The 22,422-nt window shown below is 26.7% G+C and carries 23 protein-coding genes; 19 read left to right on the top strand and 4 right to left on the bottom strand.

Annotated elements, in window-relative coordinates; genetic code table 11:
• Nucleotide 1 precedes the first annotated feature (1 nt).
• From proS to lpxB, 19 genes are all read left to right on the top strand, one after another.
• A complete protein-coding gene (proS, locus tag ACIJYA_RS03800) occupies nt 2–1,336 on the top strand; it encodes a proline--tRNA ligase (RefSeq protein ID WP_435087317.1) in 1,335 nt (444 codons plus the stop codon).
• Nucleotides 1,333–2,568, top strand: a complete 1,236-nt coding sequence (locus tag ACIJYA_RS03795; protein WP_435087315.1) for a lipoprotein-releasing ABC transporter permease subunit — start codon at nt 1,333–1,335, stop codon at nt 2,566–2,568. Before proS ends, ACIJYA_RS03795 begins: the two co-directional genes overlap by 4 nt.
• Entirely contained in the window at nt 2,561–3,238 is a 678-nt protein-coding gene (locus ACIJYA_RS03790; RefSeq protein WP_435087314.1) for an ABC transporter ATP-binding protein, read from the top strand. The genes ACIJYA_RS03795 and ACIJYA_RS03790 overlap by 8 nt, the downstream gene beginning before the upstream one ends.
• Complete coding sequence (gene dnaE, locus ACIJYA_RS03785) at nt 3,231–6,647, top strand: DNA polymerase III subunit alpha (RefSeq protein ID WP_435087312.1); 3,417 nt, start codon at nt 3,231–3,233, stop codon at nt 6,645–6,647. The genes ACIJYA_RS03790 and dnaE overlap by 8 nt, the downstream gene beginning before the upstream one ends.
• Nucleotides 6,648–6,776: 129 nt before the next feature.
• Nucleotides 6,777–7,595: a 30S ribosomal protein S2 gene (rpsB, locus tag ACIJYA_RS03780; RefSeq protein WP_435087311.1), complete on the top strand. Its 819-nt coding sequence runs from the start codon at nt 6,777–6,779 to the stop codon at nt 7,593–7,595.
• A gap of 1 nt (nt 7,596) precedes the next feature.
• Nucleotides 7,597–8,448 (top strand): translation elongation factor Ts, encoded by an 852-nt coding sequence (tsf, locus tag ACIJYA_RS03775; RefSeq protein ID WP_435087309.1) that lies wholly within the window; start codon nt 7,597–7,599, stop codon nt 8,446–8,448.
• Entirely contained in the window at nt 8,449–9,000 is a 552-nt protein-coding gene (frr, locus tag ACIJYA_RS03770) for a ribosome recycling factor (protein ID WP_435087307.1), read from the top strand.
• Between the two features lies 1 nt (nt 9,001).
• Nucleotides 9,002–9,676, top strand: a complete 675-nt coding sequence (uppS, locus tag ACIJYA_RS03765) for a polyprenyl diphosphate synthase (protein WP_435087305.1) — start codon at nt 9,002–9,004, stop codon at nt 9,674–9,676.
• Nucleotides 9,676–10,365 (top strand): phosphatidate cytidylyltransferase, encoded by a 690-nt coding sequence (locus ACIJYA_RS03760; RefSeq protein WP_435087303.1) that lies wholly within the window; start codon nt 9,676–9,678, stop codon nt 10,363–10,365. Before uppS ends, ACIJYA_RS03760 begins: the two co-directional genes overlap by 1 nt.
• Nucleotides 10,366–10,650, top strand: a complete 285-nt coding sequence (locus ACIJYA_RS03755; RefSeq protein ID WP_435087301.1) for a hypothetical protein — start codon at nt 10,366–10,368, stop codon at nt 10,648–10,650.
• Entirely contained in the window at nt 10,560–11,525 is a 966-nt protein-coding gene (locus ACIJYA_RS03750) for a 1-deoxy-D-xylulose-5-phosphate reductoisomerase (RefSeq protein ID WP_435089259.1), read from the top strand. The genes ACIJYA_RS03755 and ACIJYA_RS03750 overlap by 91 nt, the downstream gene beginning before the upstream one ends.
• 5 nt (nt 11,526–11,530) lie before the next feature.
• Entirely contained in the window at nt 11,531–13,774 is a 2,244-nt protein-coding gene (gene bamA / locus ACIJYA_RS03745) for an outer membrane protein assembly factor BamA (RefSeq protein WP_435087299.1), read from the top strand.
• Nucleotides 13,774–14,133, top strand: coding sequence for a hypothetical protein (locus ACIJYA_RS03740; RefSeq protein WP_435087298.1), 360 nt, complete (start codon nt 13,774–13,776; stop codon nt 14,131–14,133). The genes bamA and ACIJYA_RS03740 overlap by 1 nt, the downstream gene beginning before the upstream one ends.
• Nucleotides 14,134–14,171: 38 nt before the next feature.
• A complete protein-coding gene (locus ACIJYA_RS03735; protein ID WP_435087296.1) occupies nt 14,172–14,300 on the top strand; it encodes a hypothetical protein in 129 nt (42 codons plus the stop codon).
• Complete coding sequence (gene fabZ, locus ACIJYA_RS03730) at nt 14,301–14,747, top strand: 3-hydroxyacyl-ACP dehydratase FabZ (protein ID WP_435087294.1); 447 nt, start codon at nt 14,301–14,303, stop codon at nt 14,745–14,747.
• 51 nt (nt 14,748–14,798) lie between these two features.
• Nucleotides 14,799–15,779, top strand: a complete 981-nt coding sequence (gene lpxD / locus ACIJYA_RS03725; RefSeq protein ID WP_435087291.1) for a UDP-3-O-(3-hydroxymyristoyl)glucosamine N-acyltransferase — start codon at nt 14,799–14,801, stop codon at nt 15,777–15,779.
• Nucleotides 15,776–16,558 carry an acyl-ACP--UDP-N-acetylglucosamine O-acyltransferase gene (gene lpxA, locus ACIJYA_RS03720; protein ID WP_435087290.1) on the top strand — a complete coding sequence of 261 codons (783 nt, stop codon included), beginning with the start codon at nt 15,776–15,778 and terminating at the stop codon, nt 16,556–16,558. Before lpxD ends, lpxA begins: the two co-directional genes overlap by 4 nt.
• 1 nt (nt 16,559) lies before the next feature.
• On the top strand, nt 16,560–17,345 hold the full coding sequence (gene lpxI, locus ACIJYA_RS03715) for a UDP-2,3-diacylglucosamine diphosphatase LpxI domain-containing protein (RefSeq protein WP_435087288.1): 786 nt from the start codon (nt 16,560–16,562) through the stop codon (nt 17,343–17,345).
• A complete protein-coding gene (gene lpxB / locus ACIJYA_RS03710) occupies nt 17,342–18,478 on the top strand; it encodes a lipid-A-disaccharide synthase (RefSeq protein ID WP_435087286.1) in 1,137 nt (378 codons plus the stop codon). The genes lpxI and lpxB overlap by 4 nt, the downstream gene beginning before the upstream one ends.
• On the opposite strand, the gene gltX is transcribed toward lpxB, so the two are convergent.
• The 4 genes from gltX to trpD form a co-directional block, all read right to left on the bottom strand.
• On the bottom strand, nt 18,455–19,855 hold the full coding sequence (gene gltX / locus ACIJYA_RS03705) for a glutamate--tRNA ligase (protein WP_435087284.1): 1,401 nt from the start codon (nt 19,853–19,855) through the stop codon (nt 18,455–18,457). The genes lpxB and gltX overlap by 24 nt on opposite strands.
• A gap of 22 nt (nt 19,856–19,877) precedes the next feature.
• Entirely contained in the window at nt 19,878–20,555 is a 678-nt protein-coding gene (gene lexA, locus ACIJYA_RS03700; protein ID WP_435087283.1) for a transcriptional repressor LexA, read from the bottom strand.
• A gap of 89 nt (nt 20,556–20,644) precedes the next feature.
• Nucleotides 20,645–21,436, bottom strand: a complete 792-nt coding sequence (locus tag ACIJYA_RS03695; protein ID WP_435087282.1) for an indole-3-glycerol phosphate synthase TrpC — start codon at nt 21,434–21,436, stop codon at nt 20,645–20,647.
• Nucleotides 21,429–22,421 (bottom strand): anthranilate phosphoribosyltransferase, encoded by a 993-nt coding sequence (gene trpD / locus ACIJYA_RS03690; protein ID WP_435089235.1) that lies wholly within the window; start codon nt 22,419–22,421, stop codon nt 21,429–21,431. The genes ACIJYA_RS03695 and trpD overlap by 8 nt, the downstream gene beginning before the upstream one ends.
• Nucleotide 22,422 lies beyond the last annotated feature (1 nt).

The following is a 22,422-nucleotide window of genomic DNA, read 5'->3' as shown; positions in this document are numbered from 1 at the left end:
GATGCTTTTATCAAAATCTTTTATTCCAATATTAAAAAATAATCCTTCTGAAGCCAAAATAAAATCTCATCAATTAATGTTGAGAGTAGGAATGATTAAACAAGCTTCAGCTGGTATTTACTCTTGGCTTCCACTTGGGTTTAAGGTGATGAAGAAAATAGAAGCCATTGTAAGGCAAGAACAAAATAAGATTGGTGCACAAGAAATTTTAATGCCAACAATTCAATCGAGCGAAATTTGGAAAGAAAGTGGAAGATATGATGATTATGGAGAAGAAATGCTCAGAATTACAGATCGTCAGAATAGAGAAATGCTTTACGGACCAACTAACGAAGAGCAAGTAACTGAGATTTTTAGATCTTCACTTAAATCATATAAATCATTACCTCAGCTTCTGTATCACATACAATGGAAATTTAGAGATGAGATTAGACCTCGATTTGGAATTATGAGAGGTAGGGAATTTTATATGAAAGATGCATATTCATTTGATGTTACAGATGAAGATGCATTTTACTCTTATAATAAATTTTTCTTATCTTATTTGAGAACTTTTAAAAGATTATCATTAACAGCTATACCTATGGCTGCTGACACTGGTCCTATAGGAGGAAATTTATCACATGAGTTTATAATTTTAGCTGACACAGGTGAAAGTAAAATTTTTACTGATAAAAGAATTTTTGACTTAACTAGCGAAGGTACTAATTTAGAAAAATCTTCCTTGGAACAAATGCGTAAAAAATATGAACAGTTTTATTCAGTTACGGATGAAAAATTCAATAAAGAAGAATTCGAAAAGATTGTTTCAGAAGAAAATAGATTGATAACAAAAGGGATAGAGGTAGGCCATATATTTTATTTTGGTGACAAATATTCAAAAGCAATGAGTGCTGCTGTTGACCTTCCAGGTGGTAAAAAAGATTTTGTTAAGATGGGCTCTTATGGAATTGGTGTATCAAGACTGGTAGGGGCTATTATAGAGGCTAAATACGACGATAAAAATGAAATCATGAAATGGCCATTGTCTGTTGCACCTTATGATATTGCGCTTATTCCTATGATAAATAAAAATGATAACTCTGCTCTTGAAAAAGCTAATAATATAAATTCTGAACTAATAAAAAATAATATTGACGCAATTATTGACGATACTGATGAAAACTATTCATCAAAAATTAAAAAGATGAATTTAATTGGAGCTCCATATCAAATTGTTATTGGAAAAAAATCTGAGGGCGATCTTCTGGAATTTAAAGAAACTGGTGGTGAAACTCAAAATTTAAATTTAGAAAAAATAATTGAAATTATAACAAAACAAAAAGTTTCAAATTGATTTCTACGTTAGAAAAAGAAATTACTTTTAGATTTTTAAAAGCTAGAAAAAAAGATGGCTTTTTAAATGTTATATCTATTTTTTCCTTCATAGGAATTAGTCTTGGTGTTGCGGTCCTTATAATTGTTATGTCTGTTATGAATGGATTTAGGACAGAGTTAATAAATAAAATAGTAGGATTTAATTCACATATAACAGTAAAATCTTATGATAATAATGGAATTGATCATAACAAATTAAATAATAATAATTTAAAATTTATCACTAAAAATCTAATTTTCAGTAACTCAGGTGAAGCCATTATCTTAAAAAATAATACTTCAAAAGGAATAGTTTTAAGAGGTTATCAATCTAAAGAATTTTCTAATTTAACGATAATTAAAAATGAAAAATTTAAAGGTGATAAATCTAGATTAAATGAAGCCTCTATATCTATAGGGAATGAATTAAGTTTTAGTTTGGATCTTAAAATAGGAGATAAAATTACTCTTATGTCGCCATCAGGAGTTGAAACCATCATTGGAAGTATGCCCAAACAAAAAACTTTTGAAATAACTTCAATTTTTAATAGTGGATTAGCAGATTTTGATAACAATATAGCTATTATTAATTTAGATACTTTAGATGATTTTTTTGGGTTTGAAAAAAATGATAGAAACTTAGAAATTTATTTAAAAGATCCCAAAAATATAGAGTCACAAAAACAAATAGTTCAAAAAATTTTTGATCAAGAATTTATTTATACATGGGCAGATATGAATAGCTCTTTATTCTCAGCATTAAAGGTAGAAAGAAATGTAATGTTTATAATATTGTCTTTAATAATTATTGTTGCTGCATTCAATATTATCTCTGGATTAACAATTTTAGTTAAGAATAAAACAAGAGATATTGCAATTTTAAAATCAATTGGTGTCTTAAATAAATCAATTGTTAAAATATTTTTTTTGATTGGTTTAATAATTGGCACCTCAGCAACAATTTTTGGAATTTTTTTAGGTGTAACATTCTCGTTATATATAGAAAATTTTAGACAATTTTTAAGTTCAACTTTTAATATCAGTCTATTTCCTGAAGAAATATATTTTTTAAGTACTATGCCATCAGAAATTAATCCCTCATCAATCCTATTGATAGCAATTTGCTCAATATTGATAACAATTATTGTTTCGATATTTCCAGCATTTAAAGCCGCTAATTTAGATCCAATTCAAGCATTAAAATATGAATAATTTTTTAAAATTAAAAAATATTTCTAAATATTTTAATACTAAAAAGAAAATAAAAGTTTTAAATAATCTGTCATACAATTTTGATAGAGGGAAAATGTATGCATTAATGGGTCCATCTGGATCAGGAAAATCAACATTACTTAATTTAATATCTTTAATAGATAGACCTACTCTAGGATCTATTAAGTTTAATGATGACTTAGTTAATTTCACAAATAATAAAAAAAATGATATTTTTAGAGCCAAAAATATTGGCATTGTTTATCAACAAAATAATTTGCTTCCTGATTTTACGGCAATAGAAAATGTTTACTTAGCAAACTTATCTATAAATAATGATAAAGACTCTGCTTTGGTAAAAGCAAAAGATTTGTTGAGAAAAATAGGTTTATCAAATAGGTTAAATCATTTTCCATCTCAACTATCTGGTGGAGAGTGTCAACGTGTAGCTATTGCAAGGGCAATTATTAATGACCCTGAAATAATTCTTGCAGATGAACCTACTGGAAGTTTAGATTTAAATACTGCAAAAGAAATATTCCAACTTTTAAAAAACCAAAAAAAACCCAATAGACTTATTATATTTGCAACTCACAATAGATTTTTTGCCAATAAAGCAGATTGCCTTTTGGAGATTGTAGATGGTAGTGTAAAAACTATTAATGCCTGAGTCTTCTAGTCAAAATTTTAACCATCTAAAAATGCATTCGCAATATTCAATTTGTGAGGGAGCTGTAAAAATAGATAATTTACAAGATTTCTCAAAATCAAATAAAATTAAATCGTTAGCTCTTTGTGATACATCAAATTTATGTGGAGCATTAGAATTTGCTGAAAAAATTTCAAAAGTTGGAACACAACCAATAATTGGCACGCAAATTAATTTTAAATATGGTGACAATGTTGGTTTATTACCATTATTTGCTCTAAATGAAGAGGGTTATAAAAGAATAATCAAGCTATCTTCAAACTCATTTCTTGAAAATGATGAGCTATCTGATCCACATGTTGATTTTAACGAATTGTTAGATGACAACATTGGTGTTGCTATTTTTTCAGGTACTGTTTTTGGATTATTTGGCGAACTATTTAATAAAGGAAAATTCAGTGAAATCCTTGAATTATATAAAAAACTAAAATTAAACTTTGGTGATCGTTTTTATATAGAAATACAAAGACATAATGACCAGAATGAACCAGGTTTTGAAAAATTTAACTTAACTAAATCTTTAAAATTAGAAATCCCAATAATCGCAACAAATGAAGTTTTTTATTTAGATAAAGATATGCATGAAGCACATGATGCATTGATATGTATTGGAAACAAAACTTATGTTAATGAAAAATCAAGAATAAAATTAAGTAATCAACACTATTTTAAAAACAATTCTGAAATGACAGAATTATTTGCAGATTTACCAGAAGCATTAGAAAATAACTATAATTTTCCACTAAGATGCAATTTTAGGCCTCTATTTTCAAATCCAATTTTACCAAATATTAGTTCTGATAAAGGAGGAAATGCAGATGATGTTTTAAAAAAAGATTCTTTACATGGACTAAGAGTAAAATTCGATAAAAATTTTAGAATTAAAGCTAATGACCTTGAGACTAATAAAAAATACTTAGATTATAAAGATAGATTAGAACATGAGTTGTCAATTATAATTGAAATGAAATATTCTAGTTATTTTCTTATTGTATCAGATTATATTAAATGGGCTAAAAATAATGATATTCCTGTAGGACCAGGCAGAGGTTCAGGTGCTGGGTCATTGGTAGCTTGGTGTCTTTCAATTACAGATGTTGATCCTATCAAATTTAATTTAATTTTTGAAAGATTTTTAAATCCTGATCGTATTTCTATGCCTGACTTTGACATAGATTTTTGTGAGGAAAAAAGAGATTTAGTTTTTGAATATTTGACAAAAAAATATCAAGATAGTGTTGCTCACATTATTACTTTTGGTAAGTTAAAAGCAAGAATGGTAATTAGAGACGTAGGTAGAGTTTTAGGTTTGCCTTACGGTTTTGTTGATAGTATATCGAAAATGATACCTTTCGATCCATCTAGACCTCAAAGTTTATCACAGTGTATTGCTGGTGAACCAAGGTTACAAAAACTTGTAAATGAAGACCCTAGGGTAAAAAAATTAACAGATCTTTCATTAAAACTTGAGGGATTAAACCGTAATGTTGCAACACATGCCGCTGGTGTTGTTATTGCAGATAAAAAACTTTCAGAAATAGTTCCATTATATAAAGATGTTTCAGCTAATTTATTATTACCGTCTACGCAATTCGATATGTATTCCGCTGAAAATGCTGGTTTAGTAAAATTTGATTTTTTAGGATTAAAAACATTAACAGTTATTAATAACACTCAAAAATTAGTAAAAAAAATTGATAAAGATTTCGACATAGAAAATATTAGTTACGAGGATCAAAAAGTTTTTGATCTATTGTCTAGCGGTAATACTGTTGGTTTATTTCAAGTTGAGAGTGCTGGAATGAGAGAGGCTTTAATTCAAATGAAGCCCAATCATATAGAGGATATTATTGCCCTAGTTGCTCTTTATAGGCCTGGTCCTATGAGCAATATTCCTACTTATAATGATTGTAAGCATGGAAGACAAACTCCAGATTACTTACACCCTTTATTAGAGGATATTTTAAAACCAACTTATGGTGTTATTATATACCAAGAACAAGTAATGCAAATTGCCCAAACATTATCTGGATTTACAGCAGGTCAAGCCGATCTTCTTAGAAGAGCAATGGGAAAAAAGAAAAGATCAGAATTAGAAAAACAAAAACAAGGTTTTATTGCTGGTGCATTGAAAAATGGAATAGCAAAAGATGTTGCGGCAGGAATTTTTTTAAAGATAGAACCTTTTGCTGAGTATGGTTTTAATAAAAGTCATGCTGCTGCTTATGCAATTATTTCTTATCAAACAGCTTTCTTAAAAACTTATTATCCTAAAGAGTTTATTGCTGCATCAATGACAATGGATATTTCTAATCAAAATAAATTAAGTGAATTTTATGAAGAATTAAAAAGATTAAATATTGAAATTACAAGACCTGATATTAATGAATGTTTTGCAGATTTTAAAACAATTGATGATAAATTTTATTACGCTTTAGGAGGCATCAAAGCTGTAGGATTTGAAGCTATATCAAATGTTGTTAAGGAAAGAACTGAAAATGGTAAATTTCAATCTATAAATGACTTTTTAAACAGAGTTAACCCTAAAGATATGAATAAATTACAGTTAGAGGGTTTAGTTAAAGCTGGTGCTTTCGATAATATTAATAACAACCGACAATCGCTTTTTGACTCTATACCAAATTTTATTTTAAAGACTAAAAATATATTTGAAAATAAATCAGCAAATCAAATAGATTTATTTTCTGAGGATGAAACATCACAAAATAATATTATTAACGAAATAGAAGATTGGAAGTTTGAAGAAAGATTGTCTAAAGAATTTGAGGCAGTTGGTTTTTTTATTTCAGATCATCCTTTAAATCAATTTACAGAAATTTTTGATGATTATAAAATCATCGATTATTCAAATTTTAATTCTAGTGATGAAATTAAAGATGTAAATATTGCTGCCACTTTATTAAAAGTTCAAGAAAGAAAAACTGCCAAAGGTAATTCCTATGCTGTTTTAAAATTAACTGATTTAACTAGCGTTTTTGAAATATTTATTTTTTCTGATATTTTAGAATTAAATCGTGAAATTTTAAAAGAAGGTAATTCTTTACTACTAACTTTAATTAAAAGTATATCAAATGATGAAAATAGATTTAAAAGAATTAATGTCCAAAAAATAGGATCTATGATGGATCTGTTTAATAGTCCAATTAACGAAGTGTCATTAGAAGTTAATTCCGAAGAAAATCTTAAGACAATTTCAACAATTCTGATAGAAGATGGTAAAACAGAGGTAAATATTAATATTTGTGTTGATGACAAAATCTTGAAATTTAAACTCAAAAACACAAGGAATCTTGATCGAAAATCCTTAAATCTTTTGAGAAAAAGGAAAATATCTAGCTCTATAAGCTAAATAAAACTTGTTAATTTCATCAATTATTAGTAAATAGTCCCTAATTTAAATTAACACGCACACAGTTGTTGGTTTTATACCTCCGGTCCTTAGTTGGAAATTACTGTGGTGGCTTAACCGGGAATAAATATGAAAATACCTAACATAACAATACAACAATTATTAGAAGCAGGCGTACATCTTGGTCACAAAACTTTAAGATGGAATCCAAAGATGAAAAAATACATTTTTGGAAAAAGAGACTCAATCCATATAATGGATTTAACCCAAACATTAGAGCTAACTAAAGTAGCTTTAGAGAAAATTTATTCAACAATTGCGAATAATGGCAAAATTTTATTTGTTTCAACAAAAAAACAAGCATCAGAAGCTATCGCTGAAGTTGCCAAAGAAACAGACCAGTACTTTGTAAATTACAGGTGGCTTGGTGGTATGCTTACTAACTGGGGAACTATATCTGGTTCAATTAAAAAAATGAAAAAATATGAAGCTGATTTGGTTGCTGAAAATAGAGGTTTCACGAAAAAAGAGCTTCTTAAAATGAATGTCAAAAAAGATAAGCTTGAAAGATCATTGGGTGGCATAGCTGAAATGAAAAAAACTCCTGATTTGGTTTTTATAATCGATACAAATTATGAGTCACTAGCGATTGCAGAGTCGGTTAAATTAGGAATACCTATAATTGCTATTCTTGATAGTAATTCTAATCCAGACAATATTGATTATCCAATACCAGGAAATGACGATGCTCGTAGATCTATAGATCTTTATTGCAATTTAATTAAGGAAACTATTAATAATGCTAAGAGTTCAATTCCAGCTCCTGAACCTAAAAAGGAAACTTCTCAGGAAACTAAAGAAACAACTCAAGGGAAAACAGTTCAAGAAATTGACAGAGAAAAACTAGAACAAAAATTTTCTAAAGATAAAAAGGAGACTTTAAATTAATATGAGTGATATTGAAAATGTTAAGAAATTAAGAGAAGCAACTGGTGCTGGATTTAAAGATTGCAACCTTGCAATAAAAGAGTCGGGTGGTGATATTGATAAAGCAATAGAAATTTTACGAGTAAAAGGAATTTCAAAAGCCTCAAAAAAAATGTCTAGAGATGCTAAAGAAGGAGTTGTTGCTGTGAGTGGTAACGATATCAAAACATCAGTTATCGAGGTTAATTGTGAAACAGACTTTGTTGCTAAAAATGAGGATTTTACAAATTTTGTTAAAGAACTTAGTGATTTAAATAACGAAAAAAACTCTAATTTAGATGCTCTTAAAAGTTCTAAAATGCAAAATGGTGAAACTGTAGAAAATAATGTGGTATCTTTAATTGCTAAAATTGGTGAAAAAATTACAATTGGTAAGGCAAAAACAATAGAGAACGCTGGAACTGTAAATAATCATTATTTACATACAGTTGTGAAAGATAATATTTCAAAGTTGGCAGTGATTGTTTCATTAGAAACAAGTGATAATTCAGATACAGTTAAAAATTTTGGTAAACAATTATCAATGCATATTGCTGCTTCTAACCCATTAGCACTTACAACTGACCAAATTGATCAATCAGTTATTGATAAAGAACAAGAACTTGTAACTGAAGAATTAAAAAATTCAGGAAAACCAGAGGATATTGCAAAAAAAATTAGCTTAGGTAAGATGAATAAGTTTAAAGAAGAAAATTCTCTTCTATCTCAAGCATGGGTTATGGAACCTAAAAAGAAAGTGCAAGATATAGTAAAAGAACTTTCAATTGCTGATTTAAAAATAAAAGAGTTTTATAGAATAAAGATTGGAGAATAAATGTTTGACGAAAAGTCATACAATGTCAAAATGGATAAAGCCATTGAGGTATTCTCAAAAGAACTATCTTCCTTAAGAACAGGCAGAGCAAATGCTGCGATGTTAGATTTAGTTAAAGTTGATGTTTATGGTCAACAAATGCCTATAAACCAAGTTGGAAGCATAACTACACCAGAACCTAGAATGATAAATATTCAAGTTTGGGATGCTAGCAATGTGCCATTAATAGATGCAGCAATTAAAAAGTCTGACCTAGGTTTAAATCCACAAATAGACGGTCAATTAATTAGGCTTCCTGTGCCAGAACTTAATGAAGAGCGAAGAACAGAAATAAAAAAATTAATTAAATCTATTGGTGAAAAATGCAAAGTTTCTATAAGAAATATTAGAAGAGAAGCAAATGAAGAATTAAAAAAACTCTTAAAGTCTAAAGAAATTGGTGAAGATGAAGAAAAATCATCAGAAAAAAATGTTCAAACAATTACAGATGAACATATTAAAATTGTTGATGAAAAGGTTTCTTTAAAAGAAAAAGAAATAATGACCATATAAGATGAACCCACTTAATCACGTGGCTATTATAATGGACGGCAACGGGAGGTGGGGTTTAAAATATAAGAACTCTAGAAATGAAGGCCATAGGGCAGGATTAGATACAGTAGAAAAGATAATTAAAGAAACTATAAAACAAAAAATTAATTATCTTACTCTATACGCCTTTTCTACAGAAAATTGGAATAGACCAAAAAAAGAAATAAATTATTTATTTAGTTTACTTGAAAATTTCCTTACAAATAAGATTGAAGATCTTCACAAGCAAAATATAAAACTTAACATTATTGGAGTTAAAAACTTCTCAAAAAAATTGAATAAACTTTTAAATTTTTCTGAAAAAAAAACATTAAAAAATACAACGCTTCAAATCAACCTTGCCTTAAACTATGGTTCAAAATTAGAAATTATTAATGCAATTAAAAAAATGAATAAAAATAATGAAAAAATTAATGAAATAAACTTGTCTAAGTACCTTCAAACCAATAATACACCAGATCCTGAAATATTGATTAGAACGGGAAATACAAAAAGGTTAAGTAATTTTCTCCTCTGGCAATTAGCTTATACAGAAATTTTTTTTGAAAAAAAATTATGGCCTGACTTTGATAAGAAAGATTATGTTAAGGTAATTGGAAAATTTAGAAAAATAAAAAGAAATTTTGGTAATATTTGATGTCACAAAATTTTTTAAAAAGATTAATCACTTCAATTATTTTATTATCTTTGTTACTTTTTGCTAATTATAGTCATCAAAATATTTTTATCTTATCAATTTTTATACTCGCTTCAATTATTTGTGTTGAAGCTAATAACATATTTTCAAAACTGGTAATGCCTCAATATTTAAAAAAAAAATTATCTAAAAAAAAGTTTAATTCAAAATTTTTAATCTTGAATTTAATAACTTTTTGCTACGTTTTTTTTGTTTTTTGTATTTTGTCCTACAAAATTCATCAATTAGAAGGCCCTACTTTTTTTCTCTATGTGATTAGCATATGTTTTTTTACAGATATTGGTGGATACATAATTGGAAAGATTATAGGAGGTAAAAAATTATCAAAAATAAGTCCTAATAAGACAATATCAGGTACCACAGGTTCTTTTATATTTTCAATTATTCCCTTAATGATAATTTCTGAATTTAATTATTTAAATTTAGAAATTAACACAAATAACATAATATTTTGCTTGTTAATTTCATTAATCAGTCAACTAGGTGATTTATTTATCTCATTTTTAAAAAGAAAAGCTAAAATTAAAGATACTGGTAAAATATTACCTGGCCATGGTGGGATCCTTGATAGAGTAGACGGAATTATTTTTGCTGTGCCATTTTCTTATTTTTTACTAAAATTGTTTTAAATGAAAAAAAAAATAGCCATACTTGGATCAACAGGCTCAATTGGCAAAACTTTAATTGAGATTGTAAAAAAAGACAAAAGTAAGTTTGATATCCTTTTGCTTACAGCAAATAAAAATTATAATGAATTATTTGACCAAGCAAAAAATCTAAATGCAAAGAATTTGATTATAACAGATAAAAAATCATTTGAAAAATTAAAAAAAAAAAACTTGGTAAAATTAAAGTTTTCAATAATTATAATTCATTTAACGATATATTTAAAAAAAAAGTTGATTATACTATGAGTTCAATAACTGGAATTCACGGACTAGAACCTACAATTCAAATTATTAAACATACAAAAAAAATTGCAATTGCAAATAAAGAAGCAATTATTTGTGGATGGCATCTTATTAAAAAAAATCTTAAAAGATTTAAAACTACATTTATTCCAATTGACTCAGAACATTTTTCAATTTTTTATGCGCTTCAAGGTAATAAAATTCAAAATATTGACAAAATATATCTTACTGCCTCTGGTGGACCATTGAACAATATACCCAAAGAAAGATTTAGAAATATTAAAATTTCTGAGGTTATAAAACATCCAAACTGGAAAATGGGAAAAAAGATATCTGTAGATTCTGCAACAATGATGAATAAAGTTTTTGAAATTATGGAAGCAAAAAAAATATTTAATTTAAATTACGATCAACTAGATATATTGGTTCATCCCACCTCATACGTTCATGCAATAATAAAATTTAAGGATGGTATGATTAAGATTGTAGCGCATGACACAAATATGAAAATTCCAATATTTAATTCATTGCACGAAAATAAGAATAAGATTATTAAAACTGATCAATTAAATATCAAAAAATTAAACTTTCTTAATTTAAAAAAAGTTGACACAGGTAAATTTCCTTCAATTAAAATGTTAAAAAGGTTGCAAAACAATGAATCTTTATTAGAAACAATCATTGTTCTTGCTAACGATGAATTGGTAAATCTTTTTTTATTAAAAAAGCTGAATTTTACTGATATAAATACACATCTTCAAAAATTGATAAATATGAAAAATTTTATAAATTTAATCAAACAAAAACCAGGTAATGTTAAATCAATTATTAATTTAAACAAACTAGTTAGAACAAAAATTAATAAAATAATTAACTAAATATCATGAAATCTATTGCTATTTTATTTAAGTCTTTTTGTTTGATTGTAATTTTTTTCTCAAATTATGCATTTTCTAACACTCTAAATAAAATTGAAATAATAGGAAATGATAGGATCTCAGATGAAACTATAAAATTATTTATTTCTATAGATATTAACGATGAAATAAACGCTTCTAGTTTAAATAATATTTTAAAAGAACTCTATAAAACTGATTTTTTTGAAGACATAAGTGTTAATTTTGAAGATGATACTTTGTTTATAAGTGTTGTTGAAAATCCGATTATTGAAAATATTTATTATAAAGGAATAAAAAGTAAAAGAATTCTAGAAATAATCAAAAATCAAACATTTATTAAATCAAGATCATCTTTTAACGAAAATGCTATAAAAAAAGATAAGTTAAAGATTAAAAATATTTTAATGAATTTGGGTTATTATAATTCTAAAGCAGATATTTTTATTGAAAAATCAAATAATAACTTAGTGAATATTACCTATAATATAAAATTAGGAAAAAAATCAAAAATAAATAAAATTTCTTTTATAGGAGACAAAATTTTTAAAGATAAAAAACTAAGTAGAATTATAACAAGTACAGAATATAAATTTTGGAAATTTATTTCTGGTAGAAAATACTTAAATCAAAATACTGTTTTATTAGATGAGAGACTTTTAAAGAATTTTTATAAAAATAACGGATATTATAACGCTGTAATTAACTCTTCATTTGCAAAATTAATTGATGAAAATACTTTTGAATTGATTTTTAATATAGATTCTGGACCTAAAGTTTTCTTTGGTAATTTAAGCCTTAATTTACCTCCAGACTTTGATGAAAAAAACTTCAATTCTATAAATAAACTGTTTAATGAAATAAGTGGTAAGCCTTATTCTATAAATACAATAGATAAAATACTTGATGAAATTGACCTAATAACAACTTTTGAACAGTATAAATTTATAAAAGCTAACGTTTTAGAAAATATTAATGAAAACATCATAGATTTAGAGTTTATTGTTGAAGAAGGAGAAAATTTTTATGTTAATAGAATAAATATTTTTGGAAATACTGTTACCGCAGAAAATGTAATTCGAAATCAACTAGTCCTTGATGAAGGTGATCCTTTTAGTGAAATTCTTTTAAATAAATCAGTTAATAATATCAAAAGTTTGAATTTTTTCAAAAATGTTGAGTCTAAAATTCAAATTAATGAAGGCAATAAAACAAAATCTATTGATTTATTTATTGAAGAAAAACCTACTGGTGAAATTTTTGCAACAGCAGGTGCTGGTACATCTGGTTCATCAATTGGTTTTGGTGTTAAAGAAAACAATTTTTTAGGTAGGGGGATAGGTTTAGATACCAATTTTTTGATATCTGCTGAAGAGTTTAAGGGAAAGTTTTCTGTTACAAATCCTAATTTTAAAAATACTGATAAATCTGTTTTTATATCTGCTGAGGCTTTAGAGAATGACAATTACGAAACATTTGGATATAAAACTAATAAGACTGGATTCAGCATTGGTACTAATTTTGAGTATTTAAATGATTTCTATTTAGGTTTAAGTAATTCAAATTTTTATGAAAAAATAGAGACAAATAGTACGGCATCAGCTCGACAACAAGCACAAGAGGGTAATTATTGGGACTCTTTTATCAAACTTAAAATGAATTATGATAAACGTAATCAAAAATTTCAAACAAGCTCAGGGTTTAAATCATTCTATTCATTAGATTTGCCAATTATTAGTGACACAAATACAATCAAGAATTATTATAACTATTCTTATTATTTTGATTTCTTTGAAAAAAATTTTTCATCGATATCATTATATTTACAATCAGCAAATTCTATAAACAACAAAGATATTAAATTATCAGAAAGAATATCAATTCCATCTAGTAGACTAAGAGGGTTTCAAGCTGGAAGAGTGGGTCCTAAAGATGGAGATGATTTTATTGGTGGAAATTATGCTTATTCTATTAACTTTGCCTCTAACATTCCTCAATTATTTGAAGATTCTCAAAATGTAGACATCCTTTTTTTTGCAGATGTAGCAGAATTATGGGGAGTTGATTATAATTCTTCAATTAAGGGTGATGGTATAAGGTCATCAGTTGGTGTTGGTTTAGATTGGTCTAGTCCTATAGGGCCTATAAATTTTTCATTAGCCCTTCCTTTAACAAAAGAACAAAGTGATAAAACTGAGACATTCAGGTTTAACTTAGGAACAAGTTTCTGATGTTTGTTAATAAAAAAATTTTTTTTGTGATAATTTTTTTTTCATTTTCAATTAATTTTGTAAATGCAAAAGATAAAGTTTCCTACATAAATATTGATTATATTTTATCTAATACATCAGTGGGTAAATCACTTTTAATTGCCTTTAAAAAAGAAGAAGAATTAAAGATTAATAAATTCAAGATTGAAGATGAAAATTTTAATAATGAAGAAAAAAAAATTTTAGCTAAAAAAAACCTGATTTCTCAAGATGAATTAAAAAAAGAATTTAGATTGCTTCAAAACAGATTTCAAAAATATGAAAAAGATAAATTTAATGAAATTGAAGCATTAAAAAAAAAAGAAATAGAAATATTTTAAATTTTTTAAATAAAATAAACCCTATAATAGAAAAATATATGGCTGATAATTCAATTTACATGCTAATGGATAAAAAAAATGTTTTTATAGCAAGTAAAGACTATGACATAACTGAAAATTTAATTGAATTAATTGACAATCAAATTAAAAGTATTGAGATCAAATAAATGAAAAACTTAAATAAAAAAGAAATTGAAAATTTACTACCACATAGAGATCCTATGTTATTAATCGATGAACTTTATGATATTAAAAAATTAACATCAGCAACTGGAGTAGTTAATGTAAAAAAAGATAGTTTTTTTGTTCAGGGTCATTTTCCTGGACAACCAGTTATGCCAGGTGTACTTATTGTTGAAGCTTTTGGTCAAACAGCTGCTGCTCTTACAGCTAATGGAATAGATAAAGCTACATATGAAAATAAACTTGTTTTTTTAATGGGTGTTGAAAAAGCACGATTTCGAAATCCTGTTGTACCAGATTGTAAACTTTTACTTAAAATTGAGGCCATAAGATCTCATGGTAGAGTTTGGAAATACAAAGGCGAGGCTTTTGTTGATGATAAGAAAATGGCAGATGCTATTTGGTCTGCTACAATTGTAGACAAGAAATAAACAGCAATAAATATTGATAACTTATTTCATTTTGCTTTGTTAAAAGCAATCATGGTTAATCCATTTTTTAAAAATCATGGCCCTTTCAAATTTAGTGAAATACTAATTAAATTAAATCTTAAAATCAAAGAGAGTAATAACAATTTAAAAGTTATTGATATTAAAGATTTGCAAAATTCAAAAGCAAATGAAATTACTTTTTTTCATTCAAAAAAATATAAATTAGCTGCCAATAATACAAAAGCTTCTTTTTGCATAACAAATGAGAATTTACAAAATGAATTACCTAAAAGTTGTATACCAATAATTGTTGATAATGTTTTGGTTTCTACTTCTATTATTACTGCTAAATTTTATCCAGACTCTATAAATGATGATTTTGATACTACAGTTAAGGAAATTACAAATACTAAATTAAATGGTAAAGTTAAATATGGTAGAAATGTATTAATTGGTCAAAACGTATCAATAGGTTCTAATTGTTTAATTGGTCATAACACCATTATTGAAAAAAATGTTTCTATTGGAGACAATTGTACAATTGGTTCAAACACTATAGTTAGAAATAGTTTAATTAAAAACAATGTTAAAATTTTAGATAACTGCATTATAGGTAAACATGGATTTGGTTTTTTTCCAACTCATAATAAAAATTTAAGATATCCCCACATGGGAATTGTTATAATTGAAGATAATTGTGAAATTGGTTGTAGTTCAACTATAGATAGAGGGTCAATGTCAAATACGACTATAGGAAAAAACACATATTTAGATAACCAAATTCATATCGCTCACAATGTCAGAATTGGAGAAAATGCAATCATTGCTGGTCAAGTAGGAATTGCCGGCAGCTCAATAATTGGCAATAATGTTAAAATTGGTGGTCAAGCAGGCATTTCAGGACATTTAAAAATTGGCAATAATGTTGAAATAGCCGGTGGATCAGGGGTTATAAAAGATATTCCTGATAATACAAAGGTGATGGGTTATCCCGCAAAAAATATCAGAGATTTTTTGAGAGAAAATAGATGATACATAAAACAGCAATTATAGATCCTAAAGCAAAAATTTCATCTAATGTAAAAATAGGAGCTTTTTCAATAGTTGGTCCTAATGTTGAAATTGATGAAAATTCAGAAATACAATCTCATGTAAGTATTATTGGTAATACTAGAATTGGCAAAAATAATAAAATATATCCCTTTTCATCTATTGGAAACGATCCACAAGATTTAAAATTTGCTGGCGAAGAAACAAGGCTTGAAATTGGAGACAATAATAAGATTAGAGAGTATGTTACCATTAATCCTGGCACAAAAGGAGGTGGTGAACTAACAAAGATTGGTAATAACTGTTTATTTATGGTCTCTTCTCACATTGCTCATGATTGTATAGTCGGCAATAATGTTATTTTAGCAAATAATGTTCCATTAGGCGGACATGCTGAAATTGAAGATAACGTAATTATTGGTGGCAATTCTGCAGTGCAACAATTTACTAGAGTGGGTAGATTTGCAATGATTGGTGGTATGTGCGGTGTTGTGAGAGACATAATCCCATATGGAATTGCACATGGTAATAGAAGTGTATTACAAGGTCTAAATCTAATTGGCCTTAGAAGAAAAAATATTCCAAATAAAGAAATATTGACTTTAAATGACGCTTATAAAGAAATATTTAAAAATGAAAACTTAACTCAAAATTTATCTAATTTAAGTGAAGATTATAAGAAAAATGAACTTGTATTAGAAGTAGTTAACTTTTTAGAGAAAGATAAAAAAAGACCTATTTGTACCCCATTTTCAAAATAAGATGATTGGATTGTTTTTAGGAGATACTGATTTTTCAGAAATCGTTTTAAAGAAAATAAAAAAATTGAATATAAAGTATTTTATTATTGATTTTTCAAAAAATAATAAATTTAATAAAGATAATAATTCTCACCGAATAAGTATTGGAAGATTTGGAGAAATAATAAATTTAATTAAAGAAAAAAAATCAAAAAAAGTTTTGTTTGCAGGAAAGATTGCAAAACCAAAATTTGCTTCATTAAGATTGGACTTAAAAGGTTTTTATTATATGCCAAGTGTTATTAAGGCTGCAAAATTAGGTGACGCTGCAATTATAAAAGCTATAATAAAAATTTTAGACAATGAGAATATAAAAGTCATCAGTTCCATTTTTTTTAACCCTGAACTAGCTGTAAAAACTGGAAATTACACCAAATCAAAACCAAATTTAGATGATATAAGTTCAATTCAAAAGGGGATTGTATATTTTAATAAATTAAATAGTTTAGATCATGTTCAAGCTGTTATTGTTAAAGAAAATACTATTTTAGCTTCAGAAGATCGACATGGAACAAAGAAAATGTTGTCAAAATTGAAAAAAAAATCTAGAGGAATTTTGATTAAATTACCTAAGAAAAAACAAGATTTAAGAATGGATTTACCAACTATTGGTCTTAATACTTTAAGAGATTGTAAAAAATACGGTCTAAAAGGAATAGTTTTAAAATCTAAAAAGAATATATTTTTAGATAAGTCTAAATGTATAACTTTTGCTAATAAAAATAAGATATTCATTAATGTCATATGAAAAAAATTTTTGTTTTAACAGGTGAACCTTCTGGTGATAAATTAGCATCAAAAGTTATTTCAAAACTCAAAACGCACAATCTTAATATTGAATATTTGTCAGTTGGAGGAACACATATTAAAAAATTGGGAATACAATCTATCTTTGATCTTAAAGACATTACTTATCTTGGGTTCACAAGTGTATTGCTTAATATTTTTAAAATAAGAAGAAAGATTAATACAACTGTAGATGATATCATAAAATTTAACCCTGATATCTTATTCAGTGTTGATAGTCCTGATTTTACATTAAGAGTTGCTGAAAAAGTTAAAAGGATTAATAGTAACATAAAGACAATCCATTATGTAGCTCCTCAAGTTTGGGTTTGGAGAAAAAGTCGAGTTAAAAAGATTAAAAATTTTATAGACCACATGCTTTTACTTTTTAACTTTGAAAAAAAATACTTTGATGAAGAGAATATTAAAAATACATTTGTAGGTCATCCATTAATCGAAAAAGATGAAAGTGTTAAGACAACCTTAAATGAACTAATATCTAAAGATAAAAAAATCATATCAATTTTTCCTGGCAGTCGAAAATCAGAAACCAATGTGCTATTACCAATTTTACTCGATTTTATTAATTTGATGAATAAAAAAGATAATACTTATTCTTATGTTTTTCATGCTACAGATGAAAATAAAGAATTTATCATAAATCATATTAAAAAAACTGATTTGTCTAATATTGATGTTATCTCTGATGAAAATATTAAATTACAAATTTTATCTAATTCAATATTTGCTGTTTCTAAATCAGGCACTGTTTCACTTCAAATTTCAAACTCTAACATACCATCAATAATTATCTACAAACTTAGTTTTATTAATTTTATGATTTTTAAAATGCTGGTTAATGTTAAATTTGCAAATATTATTAATATCATTAATGATAAAGAAGTAATTCCTGAATTATTACAAAAAGAATGTAATGCTGAAGAAATATATAAAACGGTTATTTATTTTTTAAAAAATCCTGAATTAATTAGAAAACAATTGGATGTTTGTAGTAAAACTTTAGAAGGAATTAAATCCAAAACATCTTCTTCGAATGAGGCAGCAAAAATTTTAAACAATTATCTTATTACTTAATCTTTTTTCAACCTCATCTTTTCCCAAAGAAATTATTATATCGTATAAACCTGGTCCAAATTTTGATCCCGTTAAAGCAATTCTAATCGGTTGACCAACTCCTTTAAAATTTGTTTCGTATTTTTTAATTAACTCATTAATTATAGGTTCAAGAATTTCCTTATTTAAATTGCTTATCGGTGTAATTTTACTTTTAAATTCTGCTATTATTTTTTTTGCTTTTTCATCTATTAGCTTTAAATCTTCATCTCCAAATTTTACTTCATCAAATATTATATATTTTGCGTTATTGTAAATATCTTCCAGTGTTTTGGCTTTATTTTTAAGAAATGATAATGATGGTTTAATTTTTATTTCTTTTTCAGAGTTTATTTTCTCTTTATAAATTCCACAATACTCTACTAGATGTTTGTAGAGTTCATTTTCGTCTATGTTTTTTATATAATGTTCATTCATTGATAAAATTCTGCTCATATCTAGTTTTGATGGAGATTTACCTATACCCTCCAAATTAAAATGCTTAATACTTTCATCTAGGGTGAATATTTCCTTGTCTTCAAAAGACCAACCCAATCTAAGTAAGTAATTCCTTAATGCATCGGGCATTATACCTATTTTTGAATAGTCATCTAATGTCGAAGCATTATCTCTTTTTGATAATTTTTTACCGTTTATTGTGTGAATAAGAGGTATGTGTGCAAACTGTGGTAACTTCCATTTCATAGCTAAATAAATTTGCATTTGTTTGAATGTATTTATCTTATGATCATCTCCTCTAATGATATGAGTCATGTTCATTTGATGATCATCTACAGTTGCAGATAAATTGTATGTTGGTGTTCCATCATTTCTTAAAATTATAAAATCTTCAATTGTGTTATTATCGATTTCAACATCGCCTTGTACCAAATCTTTTAGTACAGTTGATCCTTCAATTTTACTTTTAAATCTTATTACAGGCTTTATATCTTTTGGAGCTTCTTCTTCTGAAATGTCTCTCCATTTTCTATTATAGATATAAGGAAGTTTTTTTTGTCTAGCTCTCTTTTTTTGATCTTCAATTTCTTCATTAGAACAATAGCACTTATAGGCATTACCATTTTTTAGTAATTCGTTAGCAATATCTATATGATCTTTAATTTTAGTTGATTGTATATATTCTTCACCATCATGTTCTATACCAATCCACTTTAAAGACTTAATGATTTGAACTTTATGTTCATCTTTAGATCTTTCTTTATCTGTATCCTCAATTCTAAGATGAAATGTTCCTTTTTGATTTTTTGAATAAAGCCAATTAAACAGAGCAGTTCTTACTCCACCAATATGAAGCGCTCCAGTAGGTGAGGGTGCAAAACGTGTTGCAACATTAGACATTCGTGTTATTTAGACTATTTTTTTAGAAGTTTCTATATAAAGATACCAGTACACCTTGGACTTTTACTCTGTCTGGACCAAAAATCTTAGTTTCGTAGTTTTTATTAGCACTTTCAAGAGCAACAACCTTACCTTTTTTTCGAATTCTTTTCAGCATGGCCTCATCTTCATCTATCAAAGCTACAACTATTTTACCATTGTCTGCGCTATCTGTTCTTCTAATGATCACTGTATCACCTTCGTTGATGCCAGCTTCAATCATTGAGTCTCCTTGAACTTTTAATCCAAAATAGTCACCATTCTTTTCTAAGTTACTAGGTAAAGGAATTCTTGATACTTCATTTTGAATTGCTTCAACAGGGGTACCCGCAGCTATTTTTCCAAGTACTGGAACTTCCATTTCGTCAGAATTAATGTTTACCTCATCCAAACCACCTTTAATTACGCTTGGTGAAAAGCTATTGTAAATATCATTTGCAGAGGCTGTTTCTGGTAATTTTATTACTTCTAATGCTCTCGCTTTATGAGCCAATCTCTTAATAAACCCTCTTTCCTCTAAAGCACTAATCAATCTATGAATTCCAGATTTAGATTTTAAATTTAGAGATTGCTTCATTTCTTCATAAGAAGGAGAAACACCAGAGCTTCTCAACTTCTTGTTGATAAATAAAAGTAGGTTTTTTTGTTTTTTTGTAAGCATAAGAACAAATATCGTACAAATAATGTTCTATAAAAGTTCTTCTATTTTAACAATAGTAAAAAAAACTAGTAAAATTGCGGTTTATCTGTCTATAAAACTGAAAAAATTGAATTTTTTTCTAAATTTTTCAAAAGCGATTCACCAATTAAAAAAGTATTTATAGATGTTTTATTTTTTAGATCTAAGAGCTCATCTTTAGTCTTAATTCCACTCTCTGAAATTAGCGGTCCCTTGTGGTCAATTAACACATTATGAATATCATAGGTTGTATTTATATCAGTTTTTAGAGTTTTTAAGTTTCTATTATTAATTCCAATTAAAGCTTCCTTAAAGATCAAAGCTTTTTTTGCTTCTTCAACAGTATGAACTTCGACAATAACTGACATATTAAACTTTAAAGCTTCTTCGTATAATTCATTAGCTAAATCATCTGATACTCCAGCTAAAATAATTAAGATTGCATCAGCGCCATAACTTTTAGCTAAAGGAACTTGAAATTTATCAATAAAAAAATCTTTACATAAAATTGGTAATTTAATCTTATTTTTTATTTTGCTAACATGAATTAAGTTACCTAAGAAAAAATCTTCTTCTGTAAGAACAGACAAACAAGTTACATTATTATCATTGTATATTTTAGCAATTTCAACGGGATTATAATCATCAATAATAACACCAGCAGAAGGACTTGCTTTTTTAATCTCTGCAATGATTGAACTCTTATTTCTATTTAAATTATTTTGAATCTTTTTTTTAAAATCAATAAAAGACATATTTTTATTAATAATTTCATTTAAAGAATTTAGATTTATAGATTTTTTTAAAATATCTATTCTTTCAATTTTTCTTTTTATTATTTTTTCAAGAATATTTTCAGACATTTTGTATTTTTTTTAAATGTGAAAAGGCTTTACCTGATAGTATAAATTCTCTAGCGAAGTTATAGGCGTCAAAAAATTCTTTAAATTTTTCACTAACAATCAAACCAGCTGCAGCATTTAAACAAACTGCTTTTGAAAAATCATTATCTTTACCTTTAAATATTTCTATCATTTTATTTGCATTATATTTTGCATCATCACCTACAAGATTTTCAAATCTTTCAGCATTAACATTTAATATTTTTGGATCAATTGTAAATTCAGTTATTTGACCATCTTTTAATTGAATTACATTTGTTTTTTCATAAGGTGATATTTCATCTAATCCATCTTCACTATTAACAATCCATGCAAATTTAATATTTAAATTTTTAAAAGCTTCAGCAAATATTTTTAATAACTTTTTATCAAAAACACCCACAACCTGCCTCTTAACTAAAGCTGGATTACTTAAGGGTCCAATCATATTGAAGATTGTTCTTTTACCTATTTTTTTTCTAATAGGACCAACAAATTTCATTGCACTATGATAATTTGGAGCAAACATAAATCCAAAATTATTATTGTTAATTTCTTTCTCTACATTAGATGGTTCAAGATCAATCTTAATATTTAATGCTTCAAGCACATCCCCAGATCCACATTTTGATGAGACAGCCTTATTTCCATGTTTTGCTACTTTTGTACCCAAACTTGCTAAAAGTAGGGCAGAAGCAGTTGATATATTCAGTGTATTCATACCATCTCCTCCAGTACCGCAAGTATCAACACAATTATCAACATTTACTCTTTTAGATTTATCTCTTAAAACATAAACACCACCAGCAATTTCATCTGAAACCTCACCTTTTGCTGATAGTAATGTTAAAAAATCATAGATCTGATCTTCACTTGCTTTTCCTGTCATCAACAATTCAAAAGCTAATTTACTATCCTCAAAAGTTAAGTTTTGTTTTTTTCTAAGTTTTTCTAAAAATTGCTGCACT

Source organism: Candidatus Pelagibacter bacterium nBUS_29 (assembly GCF_051200905.1).
GTDB lineage: Bacteria > Pseudomonadota > Alphaproteobacteria > Pelagibacterales > Pelagibacteraceae > Pelagibacter.
This window is presented reverse-complemented; position numbering and strand designations above follow the sequence as displayed.